The organism is Deltaproteobacteria bacterium (assembly GCA_016183235.1).
Lineage (GTDB): Bacteria > UBA10199 > UBA10199 > DSSB01 > JACPFA01 > JACPFA01.
On the sequence record JACPFA010000042.1, the window covers coordinates 1 to 11,563 of the forward strand.

General features: G+C 44.2%; 9 protein-coding genes. 1 reads left to right on the forward strand and 8 read right to left on the reverse strand.

Going from position 1 to position 11,563, the window contains the following annotated elements; translation table 11 throughout:
• Positions 1-99: 99 nt before the first annotated feature.
• From HYU97_10325 to HYU97_10335, 3 genes are all read right to left on the reverse strand, one after another.
• Positions 100-666: a hypothetical protein gene (locus HYU97_10325; protein MBI2337139.1), complete on the reverse strand. Its 567-nt coding sequence runs from the start codon at positions 664-666 to the stop codon at positions 100-102.
• A gap of 570 nt (positions 667-1,236) precedes the next feature.
• Entirely contained in the window at positions 1,237-3,153 is a 1,917-nt protein-coding gene (gene ligA, locus HYU97_10330; GenBank protein ID MBI2337140.1) for an NAD-dependent DNA ligase LigA, read from the reverse strand.
• Positions 3,154-3,155: 2 nt separating this feature from the next.
• On the reverse strand, positions 3,156-3,773 hold the full coding sequence (locus HYU97_10335) for a histidine phosphatase family protein (protein ID MBI2337141.1): 618 nt from the start codon (positions 3,771-3,773) through the stop codon (positions 3,156-3,158).
• 86 nt (positions 3,774-3,859) lie between these two features.
• Here HYU97_10335 and HYU97_10340 point away from each other — a divergent pair, with 86 nt between their 5' ends.
• On the forward strand, positions 3,860-6,397 hold the full coding sequence (locus HYU97_10340) for an insulinase family protein (GenBank protein ID MBI2337142.1): 2,538 nt from the start codon (positions 3,860-3,862) through the stop codon (positions 6,395-6,397).
• Between the two features lie 38 nt (positions 6,398-6,435).
• On the opposite strand, the gene HYU97_10345 is transcribed toward HYU97_10340, so the two are convergent.
• Genes HYU97_10345 through HYU97_10365 form a run of 5 tightly spaced genes read right to left on the reverse strand, consistent with a single transcriptional unit; the run spans position 6,436 to position 11,556 of the window.
• Positions 6,436-7,098: a TVP38/TMEM64 family protein gene (locus HYU97_10345; protein ID MBI2337143.1), complete on the reverse strand. Its 663-nt coding sequence runs from the start codon at positions 7,096-7,098 to the stop codon at positions 6,436-6,438.
• 1 nt (position 7,099) lies between these two features.
• Positions 7,100-8,521 (reverse strand): mercuric reductase, encoded by a 1,422-nt coding sequence (locus HYU97_10350; GenBank protein MBI2337144.1) that lies wholly within the window; start codon positions 8,519-8,521, stop codon positions 7,100-7,102.
• Entirely contained in the window at positions 8,518-9,762 is a 1,245-nt protein-coding gene (locus HYU97_10355; GenBank protein ID MBI2337145.1) for a patatin-like phospholipase family protein, read from the reverse strand. The genes HYU97_10350 and HYU97_10355 overlap by 4 nt, the downstream gene beginning before the upstream one ends.
• The gene (locus HYU97_10360; GenBank protein MBI2337146.1) at positions 9,749-10,312 is read right to left on the reverse strand and encodes a carboxymuconolactone decarboxylase family protein; all 564 of its coding nucleotides are present in this window, start codon (positions 10,310-10,312) and stop codon (positions 9,749-9,751) included. The genes HYU97_10355 and HYU97_10360 overlap by 14 nt, the downstream gene beginning before the upstream one ends.
• Positions 10,303-11,556 (reverse strand): TIGR04282 family arsenosugar biosynthesis glycosyltransferase, encoded by a 1,254-nt coding sequence (locus HYU97_10365; GenBank protein MBI2337147.1) that lies wholly within the window; start codon positions 11,554-11,556, stop codon positions 10,303-10,305. The genes HYU97_10360 and HYU97_10365 overlap by 10 nt, the downstream gene beginning before the upstream one ends.
• Positions 11,557-11,563: the final 7 nt, after the last annotated feature.

Sequence of the window (11,563 nt, forward strand, 5' to 3'; positions counted from 1 at the left end):
CCCTATGCCTACATGAGGCACTTGCTGACTGAACTGCCCCGATGCCAAACCGCCGATCAAATCGAAAAACTCGTGCCCCACAAAATTGATTCCAAGATTTTAAGGTAAGGTGTAGGGTGGGTTTGGTGATCGCTTACTATCAATTTGACCAGAGGAGTAACCCAATTTTAAACCAAACGTGAATATATCAAATGCGAAGCTTTCTCGGGTTGGCAAAGATGGCCATAGACCTGTAATGTCTCGTTCTACATATGCTCGGATTTCCTGTTCATAAACCCCCTTTAATTCGCTCATGAAGTCTTCCCCAAAGGTAGTTCTTAAACCCGCACTTTGTGCCGCCGTTTTTATCTTGGCTAAATCTTCTGACAATCTACTAGCATCAGGCTTGGATTGGTAAATATGATGACGCCGCAACGAGTGATTAAAATAGTTAATGGTTTCTAGAAATTCTGCCATTTCTTTTGCCGGCGCATGAATACCATCAGGGTTCTGCACGCCATAGGTGTTCTTGAGGATCGCTGCAACGTTTTCATCCCCATTAAGCTTTCCTGTTCCGTTATAACAGGTAGGCTTAATTTCACCGAGCTCAATCGACTTATCACGATTTGTATCTTTAGAAAATAGTACAACTTCACATTCACTAGCCGTGGCTATCCTTGTTCCCATAATTACCTCCATAAATATGTTATCTTACTAACTTGACATAACTCTTAAATAAGTTTTCGTTTTGAACTACATTTTAGATGCGAACATTCCATCAAGGAGGGCAACAAATTGCATACCGTTAGTATACACACCGGTTAAACCGAGGAGATTGCGGCGCTTGCCCTGAGCGGGGTCCTTCGGCAGCACTCAGGATAAACTCCGGGTCTCTCTTCGCAATGACAGATGCCTCCTACAGGATCGCAGTGCGCGTTTTCAAACAGGCATACCCCCGCTCTCTTTTTATTTTTCTCAAATATTTGAGAAGAAGTCTTTTCGAGGTCCTTGCCGTGGTGAAGCCATCGCGGAAGCGGCGGGGCCCCCAATGCGGGTTTGCCGGCATGGAAAGCCGAGGCCCGCCGCAGGCGGGAACGCGGAAGGCTTCCGTGCCGGCAAATCCGCATTAGGGTCGCCGCTGGAGCGCCGGCTTCACCACGGCAAGGACCTCGAAAAGACGTGACCCGATTTGCATATGAATTGAAGAATAAAATGGAAGATTGCCACGCTCGCAAACGGTGCTCGCTCGCAATGACATTAGCCCTCTATCAATTTCAAAAATTCGGCTTCGGGGATGATTTTGATTTTGGCGCCTTTGCCGATGAGGGCTTCAGCCTTGACCCACTTGTTGCCTTTTTCTCGATTTTTATAAACCTCCTCCCCCACCACTAAATAATCGAGGTCTTTATTCACTGAGGCTGCGATCTCTCCCCCTAGGCTTAGGACTTTATCTTCAGCCTCTTTACGCGGCATGACACTCATAGCACCCGTAAAAAGAAAAGTTTTTCCACCCAATTTACCCACGCCCCATTTTTTTTCAGTTAGTTGTATATACTTTAATAGTTGAGCGATTTCTTCAGCCGAATCTTTCAAGCCCTTCACCACTGATTGAGCCGTAATGGGGCCGATGGTATGAATGGATTCAAGTTTGTCTTCGGTTAATTGACGGATTTTTTCTAGGGTTCCAAATTCTTTGACCAACACTTTACTCACTGCACCGGCTAATTCAGGAATACCTAATGCGATTAAAAATGTTTCTAAAGAAACTTGGCGTCTAGCCTGAATATTGCGAATAATTTTTTTTGCTAGAATTTCTCCCATCCTATCCAGTGGTAATAAATCTTCAACGGTCAACCGATAAAAATCATGGGGTTGGGTAATTTTGCCGGTATCGTAGAGTTGCTCAATGAGTTTTTCCCCCACTTCTTCGATCTCAATGGCCTGAATAAAATGTTTGAGTCGACCCATTTGGGTTTCACGGCAACCTTGAGGATTGGTGCAATAGAGAAAATCATCTACGATTTGGGTGGGCTGATGACAGGAGGGGCAGTGCTTGGGCACTTTGATTTCTTGAGTCCCCGACTTTACGACTTTTTCCAGATAAGGAATGACCCCACCGCTACGAACTACTAAAACCCTGGCCCCCAGGGTAAGCCCAATCTTTTTTATCATTCCAATATTGTGCAAGGATATACGTGAAACAACAGCTCCTGATAGTTTCACGGGATCTACAATGCCAATGGGTGTGATCGTTGAAGTGCGTGATACCGACCACTCGATTTCTCGCAAAATAGATTCCGCCGCATCACCTTGAAACTTATAAGCCATGGCCCAGCGAGGGTGATGTGCGCTGGCCCCCAGGCGAACCTGTTCGGAATAAAGGCTTGCCCGATAAACAACCCCATCGATTTCATAATCTAAATTTTCTCGTTTTTTAAAATATTCTTGATAAACTCGCTCTAATTCTGGTTTGCCATTTTGAATGATTTCATAATCCACCACTGAAAAACCCAAGGCTTGCATCTTTTTAAATTTTGTCTTTTCATCGGGTAAATCCAAACCCAACAATTCATAGGCGCAAAAACTTAAATTGAATTCTTTCGTTTTATGGGGATCTTTTTGTTTAATGGCACCCGCCGCCAAATTACGCGGGCTTTTGAATTTTTCAGCAAGTTTATTAAAGACCGACCGGCGCATGAAAACTTCACCCCGAATTTCCAAAAAACCATGGTTCAATTTTTTAGGAATATCTTTAATCATACGAATGTTGGCGGTGACATCTTCGCCTCGGTACCCATCGCCCCGCGTCGCAGCCACGCTATATTGCCCCGCTTCATCATAACGAATCGCCAAAGCAACCCCATCCATTTTTGGGGTCACCAAAAGATCGCCTTGCACCTTTTTGGCCCAATCGACCATTGCCTCCATGGCATAGCACTTATCGAGAGAAAGCATGGCGGTGGAATGTTCGATCTTGTTTTTATCTGCTGAAACATCAGAGCCAATTTGAGTTAAAACTTTAGAACTGGGGTTTAACTGTTTTAGTCTTTCTACCAAACGATCAAATTCTTCATCGCTGATTTCGGGGCTGGCTTGCTCAAAGTAAAGCTTGTTGTGGCGTTTGATCGCTGCTTCAAGTTCTGCAACTGTCTTGTTTTGCAAAAGTTTTTTCAAAGCTAACTCTTCTTCTTTAACAATTCCCCAAAATGCGGCCCCATATTCATGGCTAACACACGATCGCTGCCTTTTTCAGCCTCTAGCAGAGACACCGTGGCATGGTCGATGCGCATTTGAACCATTTTTGAAAAATCGATCCCTAAGATTTTGATCAACAGACTTTTAATGGTATCGGAATGACTCACCACCAACAGATTATCATTGGGATGTAATGTTTTCATCTTAAGCCAAAATTGCCACATGCGATCTTGCACTTGTTGGAGGGATTCTCCCTCTGGTGCAACGGGGAGTTGAGGATTTAGAAAATAAGTTTGATAATCAGGCGACTTTTTTATTTCAGTAAAAGTTTTTCCCACATAAGTGCCATAACCCACTTCGGCTAATTCATCATGAGGTAGCACCGGGATTTGAAAGGCCTGATTGAGAATCTGCGCGGTTTGAAAAGCACGATGAATGGGTGAAGTATAAATATGGTGAATGTCATAACCTTGCAAGGCATCACGCAACTGTGCTGCTTGCTGTTCACCCAGGGCATTCAAAGGCACAGGGGAAGCCCCCATAATGCGACGCTCAAGATTCCAATCGGTTTGACCGTGACGAACCAGTAATAACCGCACAAAATAACTCCATGGTAGATGGCTATTTTTCAACAGCCCCCGAAAACATTTGCATTTTAGCATAAGTACCCATAATACATCCAACAATGATTGCCCCTATTACCTACACCCTGGCTAACGGCCTAAAAGTTATTTTAATCGAAAGCCATCTTTCCCCCGTTGTTTCAATCAATATTTGTATTAAAGTGGGTAGCGTTTATGAAACAGAAGAAGAGGCCGGGCTTTGTCATCTCATCGAGCACATGTTGTTTAAAGGCACGCCCACCCTGGGGCCAGGGGATTTAGCCAAGACCATTGAAAGTTGCGGCGGTGATGTTAATGCCTATACTAGTTTTGATGAAACTGTTTATTATTGCACCTTAGCCAGTCGTTATTACCAAAAGGGTTTGGAAATATTAAGTGATGGGGTACTTCACTCAGTGTTTGATCCCACCGAGCTGGATCGAGAAAAAATTGTGGTGGTTGAAGAATTACAGCGCGGCAAAGATTCTCCCTCCAGGCTTTTATCCGAAGAACTTTTTAATCAAACCTATCAGGTTCACCCTTATCGGCGCCCCATCATTGGGTATCGCAAAACCATCGAACAATTTAATCAGGCAAAGGTGCTGGATTTTTACCATCGCTGGTACGTGCCTAATAATATGGTTGTGGTGGTAGCGGGCGATTTTTCTTTGGAGGCTGTAAAAAACCAAATCAATGATATTTTTGGTTCACTGCAGTCTCAAAGTGTTCACTGTGAAGTGCCGATCGAACCTACTCAAACCAACCCTCGCTCTTTTCGCGTGACCAGCAAGGTCAACAGCACCCTCTTAACTTTAGCCTTCCCTGCAAAAAATCTTGCTCATCCCCACACCCCAGTGCTTGATATTCTTTCCCATGTGTTGGGCGAAGGCGAAGGTTCTAGGCTCGATCACAAAATTCGTGACCAGCTAGGTTTGGTTAATTCTATTTACTCTTATGTCTATTCACCCAAACATGATGGCATGTTTGTGATAGGCGCAGCTTTAGAACAAAGCAAGGTACCTAAGGCCTGCCCCAATATTCTTTCAGAAATTTACCAATTCACTGAACGGAAAATCACCCACGATGAATTGGCCCGCGCCAAAATCAATATTAAAAGCGATGCCATTTACGAATTAGAAACCGTGGAGGGCCTGGCCCGTAAATATGGCTATTTTGAAAATATTTTGGCCGATATGAATTTTGGTGAAAAATATTTGCAGGCCATCGACAGTGTCACTGTTGATCAAGTAATCGAAGTAGCCCGTGAATACCTACGACCGGAACGTTTAACCTTAGGGTTGCTCCAACCCGAAGAAACCAAGCACCCCTACCTTCCACCCAAGTTGTTGCAATTTGGCCAAGTTAATTCCAAAAAAACCAAGCCACGTAAAGCTGCTCAAGATATTCTGCGTTGCAAACTAAAAAATGGCATCCGCTTAGTTCTAAAAGAAAATCATAGCGTACCTATCTTAACCTTACGCAGTGCTCATTTGGGCGGGTTGCGCTCTGAGGATAAACGCTGCAATGGGATCAGCACCTTAACCAGCCAGTTGTGGGCAAAATCAACGCAAAATTATTCGAGTGAAGAACTGGCCCGCGAAATTGAACTTTGTGCCGGCAGTTTTGAGGCCTATGCGGGCAAAAATTCTTGTGGTTTAAAGGGCGATTTTATTAGTGAAAAATTTCACGAAGGCTTTAAGTTGTTTTTTGAAATCTTCAAAAATCCGCTCTTTGATGCCGTGGAAACCAAGCGCGAAAGGGCCAACATGGTTGAGGCCATCAAACGCTCCGAAGATGACTTGGCTGACAAAGCCGTGCGACAATTTTTATCAACCCTTTACCCCAAGCATCCCTATGGTTTACCCAGCATGGGGACTATTCAAAGTGCAAAGGGTTTAAACGAACAAAAAATAAAATCTTATTATCGAAAAATTATTAATCCTAAAAACACCGCGATTGTAGTGGTGGGCGATTTTGATATTCCTTCAACTTTAGAATTACTTGAATCCGAGCTAGAATCCCTAAAACCTATCCAATGGAAAACCACTCAACTTCCGCTGGAGGCCGCACCCCGTGAGCGTCAACTCATTAAAACTCATAAGGGCAAAAACCAAGCCCATATTGTTTATGGGTTTCGCGGTTTGACCATTAAAAGTAAAGACCGTTTTGCCATGGAAGTGCTCAACAATATTTTGGCGGGCCAAGGCGGCCGGCTCTTTTTAGAACTAAGGGACAAACATTCATTGGCCTATTCGGTCACCTCTTTTAATCAAGAAGGGATTGAACCCGGTTTTTTTGCCGTTTACCTAGCCACCGACCCAAAAAAGACAGAATTTGCGGTTGAAAAAATTGAAGAGGAGCTACGAAAAATCACTCAAGAAGTCGTAAGCCCCGAAGAGCTTCACCGCAGTCAACAATTTATCATTGGAAACTACGACATCGATCTACAAAAAATAAGCTCCATCGCCAATGAACACCTCTTTAACGAACTCTACCAATTAGGCGAAAAAGATTTAAAAGAATATCCCCGAAAAATCAGCCAAGTCACCAGCGCCGACGTACTAAAGGTTGCCCAAAAATACATCCAACTCGACCACCCCGTTATATCGATTGTGGACTAAGACGGTGTTCTTCGTGTGTGTGGTATTTTTTAATGCTTTTATTTGGATTTTCTTTTGAGCATTTTTGGCAGTAATGACAGCAAAATCACTAAAACAAAGGGGCCCCACACTTGGACTTGCAACCAAGTTGATGGATCGGAAAGACTGAAACTTCGCCCAGCCGAACCAAGAGAAGTATAAACAAAGGTCCCTGGCAGCATGCCAATCATCGTAGCTAAAGCATAATCGCGAAATGAAACTTGGGTGAGCCCTAATCCAAAGTTCAAAGCGTTGAATGGAAACAATGGAACAAGTCGCAAAATCAATACGGAATAAAAACCATTTTTGCCGATTTTATCATTCAACCCCCGTAACTTTTGTTGCTTTTTAAGAATTTTTGCTACGGTACCTTGCCCAAGATAGCGGGCAATAAGAAAGCTAATCATGGCACCAAGGCTAGCTGAAAGCCAATTGATCAGCGTCCCCCACCAGGCACCAAACAACAAACCACCACCCAATGTTAAAATCGACCCTGGAAGTGCAAAGACAGTGGCCACAACGTAGATAAGCCCAAAAACCAAAGGGGCAAAAATACCTTGAGATTGTATCCATGCTTGTAATGCACCAAAACCGTCTTGGGATAAATAACCGCGAACGGGCGTAAAGAAATACAATCCAAGAATAACAAAAATAAATAGGGTGAATAATAATCCCTTTTTCATTTTATCCAAACCTCCATTGAAAATAACGCTTGAGCCATTTCTTTGAATTAGCAGTTAAGCGGGTACGTTGATAGGTATCGGCAATACGTTTGCTCACTTCGGCTAGGGTTGGATAAATGTGAATCATGGCGGCTAATTTTTTAAGCCCAATTTTTTGGTGCATGGCTAAGGCAAGCTCATGCAACAAATCACCTGCATGTGCGCCCACCAGTGTGACTCCCAAGATTTGATCGGTTCCTTTTTTGGTGAGCACTTTGACAAAACCCTGCGGTTCACGATCACAAACGGCGCGGTCTAGATCGCTTAAAGAATAGGTAAAGACATCAACCGAAACTTTTTTTTGTTTGGCCTCTGATTCATTCAAACCCACCCGCGCTACTTCGGGTTCGGTAAACGTGCACCATGGCACAACACGGTAATTGATTTTTGATTTGCCAGGAAACAAGGCGTTACGCAAAATCAACCGGGCCTGAAAATCCGCCGTATGCGTAAATTGATAAGACCCCACCACATCACCGCAGGCGTAAATATGTTTGGCTGAGGTTCGAAGCGTTGCATCAATCTTAATTCCCTTTTTGTCATAGGTCACCCCCGCCTTTTCTAAACCAAGTTGGTTCACATTGGGAGCACGCCCTACGGCCACTAGGATCTGATCGAACGAAATCCCGTTGCTGGCTTGTGAAACCATCAGTTCGTAACCTGACCCCGTTTTATGTATCTTCTCCGCCCTGGTGTTAACCAAGACCTCAATCCCCTCTTTTTGAAATTGCTCTTTGATGAGACAAGAAGCATCAGAATCTTCACGTGATAAAAGGCAATCAGCTGTGTCAATGATTGAGACTTTCGACCCTAAACGGAAAAACGTTTGCGCCAACTCGCACCCAATAGGCCCCCCTCCCAAAACCACCATTTTTTTGGGGAGTTCTTTTAGCTCCCAAACATTGTCACTAGTTAAATAGGGAATGTCGGCAAGCCCTGCCAAGGGAGGTACAAAAGGAGCAGCCCCAGTGGCAATAACAAAACGTTTTGCTTCTAATGTCTCTTTGCCATCGGAAATTTGATGGGAGGAAATAAATGAGTAATTGCCTTGGTAAACATCAACCCCCAAGGAGGTAAATCTTTCGACAGAATCATGGTGAGCAATCTTTGCTTGCACTTCACGCACCGAGGCCAAAACAGCATCGAGTTTGATATCAAAGCGGTGCGGCGTAAAACCAAACCGATCTGCGGTTTGCGCATCATGAGCAATTTTAGCCGAACGAATAATCGCTTTAGAAGGCACACAACCGGTATTAAGGCAATCGCCGCCCATTTTGTGTTTTTCAATCAAAGCCACTTTGGCCCCCAGACCAGCGGCCCCCGCCGCCGTGACAAGCCCCCCCGATCCGCCACCAATGACAATCAGATGATAGTTTTTTTTCATGAGGGTTCCTCCAAAAAGTTCAGAAGTTGGCCATGATATTTTTTGGCATCCTGGAAGCCGATTTCGATGAGTTGTTCCAAATAACCTTTTTCAAAGGTTAAATAACTCATGAGGTCCAGACTGAGTGCGGGTTCAATATCCAAAGCTTTCATTAAAAATTTTTCAAGCAAGGTCATAGAATGGACCTTTGAAGAACCCCGTCGATACCATTCGGCAAAAACAGATGAAAGGGGCTGGCTGGGGCCTATTTCCAAAAGGTCTATTTTGTCTATGGGATGCCGATCGCCTAAAACACTGTTGATCCGATCCAGATAATCCTTGCCATAGATTTTTTCACTGGCCTCAATCATTCGGTTGATTCGTTCAAGTTGATCCATGTCGTAATTGAGACGATCCAGGAAAAATGCATTGAACAATTTCCCCAAATGTTCTCCCAGGCTTGGAGGACACCTGGTTTCGGGGCATGCGTGTTCAGTTTTATTTCCATGACGAGCATTTAGACTGATGGTAAGAATTTTGCGAGCTCCCAAATGAATGGCCGGGGAAAGGGGCGTGTTCAGCCTCACACTTCCATCGACATAGCGATTATCCCCAATGACGACACTTGGAAAAACCAGGGGAATGGCGGCTGAACCCATTGCATGTTCGGGGCCAAGATCCACCTCGTGTATCGGATAATCTCCCTTTGAGGAACTTTTGCCTCCTTTTTGAATAAATATCTCCGGGCTTCCCGTGCGCATTCGGGTTGCAACCAGAGAAATAGAATCAACCAATTTTTCCCGAACGTTCTGATGCAACTGTTTCCAATCGATAATTTTATTCAGGTGCGGCAAAAAAGGTTTTGTGTCAAAGAGCGCAAAAAAATGAGGTTTGACTCCGTGCTTTTCTTTGAAAAAGTCATGGCGGAAAAGATTTCCGAGAATACCCAAGGTGCTTTTTGCCAAAAAATGCGACAAGGCGGATAAATTTCTCGAATAAATGTTTTCCGTTTTGAGTTCCCGCCATAAAGACACGATTCGTTTGCCCTGATGTTCGAGATCGTTGGCCGTTGAAGCCATAAAGCAGGTATTGATGGCGCCCACGCTAGAACCACACTGAATTGGAAAACGCCGATGCCTGACCGAGGCTGGCAACATCGTTCGGATATAATGAATAATCCCCACTTCATAGGCGCCACGGGCACCTCCTCCGGAGAGTACAAGGGCAAGTTGACGATTATCTTTTTTATCAAGCCTGTTCATGCGGCCCCCTTGTTTGACAAAAACCATGCGGCTCAATCCCCAGTGCGCTATTGAACATCGCTGACATGGCTTGATGAGTGATCAACCCTGTCAGTTCAATGATCGCATCATCGTTTAAAAATTTCTTGAGCTCTCTTTGACATTCCGAACCGAAAGTTTTGTCTGAATGAACAACCGCCTCAGCATAACTCAAAATTAGTTTTTCTTTGTCACTGTAGAGTGGGTTATTTTTATACACCGATAACGCCTCTAGTTTTTCTTGGGATAAGCCGAGCTTAATTGCATCGGACATGTTCATATCGATACAAAAAGAACAGTGGAGTAATTGTGAAATATGCACCCGCACCAGAGCACGCCAACTTTTATCCAATGGAGATTTTTTTCTATTGAATGCCATCAGCATCCACAAAAATCCAAAGAACGCCCGAGGATGCCTACCCCAATATAAAATAGGTTGTAGAGGTTTACCCAGTTTCTTTTTTTGGCTGGCGATCATGAGGCGCATCCACCAAGTGTAGCTTGGTTTTTCAGGTGGTATGATTACACCCATAGCACCTCCTGGCTTTGGAGTTCATTTTTTAAAAAAACCAGATCTTCATAAACATCGACATCAGAGAGTTTGGGTAAAAGCACGATTTCACCGTAATTCTTAACCTTTGCCATCAACTCTTCGCAGGTATCGACTTGACTGTAGGCAACCGACTCCCATACCTCTTTAGGCAAAGGTGCCGACCCACCAAAAAGATAAAACCCACCATCACGGGCGGGGCCAATGACAAACTTATTTTTATCTTGAAGGGTTTGATGGGCTTTTAAAAGGATATTGCTAGTAAGTTGAGGGGCATCAGAACCAATCAGCATCACACGTTGATACACGTTGTAGAGTTTAGAATAGATGCAATGAAGCCGCTCGCCTAGGCCCCCATCACCTTGTAATATGCGAGAAAAATCGCCCCAGCGAAAATCGTTTAGCCCTGCGGATTCGGCCACGGCCCAATAAGGATAAATATCCGAATCTTTTTCGACATGCTTAATTACACTTTTCATAGCCTGAAGGCAAAACTCGTAAAATTCTAAGGCTGACTCATGACCGATGGTTTGGGCTAACCTGGTTTTGATAGGGGTCAGACCCGGTGTTTTCACAAAAACCGCTAAAGCACTGCTTTGGCCCCGCTGAATCTTTTTTAACTTTTTTCTCTCAAGGCTCGCCTGCTTGGTCCATAGTTTATAATAGAGGAGCGTTGTTTTGAGCCAACCTTGTTCACGGTATTTTCTGGCACTGGTTTTTAGGATGCTTCCCGTCGATAGAAGCTTAATAGCTTTTTGGTGTGCCCGCCAAATAAAAACATGATCTTCACCATAAGCGACATCTTCAGGAAAACCACCCATGAACGCAAAATTTTCTCGTGATAAACAAAACCCTTGGTCACCAAAGGGAATCCCCATCCACTCTGAACGAATCCAGCAACCAAGCTCATTGATGCGGGTAAACGGTGGCCCGTCGAGTAAAAACCGGAGGTTAAAATAATGCAGGGCATGAGGATTATTGTTTAAAGATTCAAGCAAAGCCTTGAGGGTTTTTGTAGAAAGTCTTGAGTCGGCGTGTAAAAACCAAAAAAAATCGCGGGTGGCTTTTTGTGCACCTTCGTTCAGTTGCTCAGAGCGCGAAGAGCCTTTAACAATAATGATTTCTGCATCTTTTTCAACTGGCTGGAGATCTTGCAAAAGTGCTTCAAGCAGAGCCTCGGAGGGCCCCACCGGAATAATGATCGAAATGTTTTTAAACGTAACCATAGGTTAG

What these genes read in the sequence shown, in the direction of transcription:
- HYU97_10345 (MBI2337143.1), bottom strand. Translation starts at nt 7,098, where the DNA reads ATGAAAAAGGGATTATTATTCACCCTATTTATTTTTGTTATTCTTGGA.
- HYU97_10325 (MBI2337139.1), bottom strand. Translation starts at nt 666, where the DNA reads ATGGGAACAAGGATAGCCACGGCTAGTGAATGTGAAGTTGTACTATTT.
- HYU97_10355 (MBI2337145.1), bottom strand. Translation starts at nt 9,762, where the DNA reads ATGAACAGGCTTGATAAAAAAGATAATCGTCAACTTGCCCTTGTACTC.
- HYU97_10360 (MBI2337146.1), bottom strand. Translation starts at nt 10,312, where the DNA reads ATGGGTGTAATCATACCACCTGAAAAACCAAGCTACACTTGGTGGATG.
- HYU97_10365 (MBI2337147.1), bottom strand. Translation starts at nt 11,556, where the DNA reads ATGGTTACGTTTAAAAACATTTCGATCATTATTCCGGTGGGGCCCTCC.
- HYU97_10350 (MBI2337144.1), bottom strand. Translation starts at nt 8,521, where the DNA reads ATGAAAAAAAACTATCATCTGATTGTCATTGGTGGCGGATCGGGGGGG.
- HYU97_10340 (MBI2337142.1), top strand. Translation starts at nt 3,860, where the DNA reads ATGATTGCCCCTATTACCTACACCCTGGCTAACGGCCTAAAAGTTATT.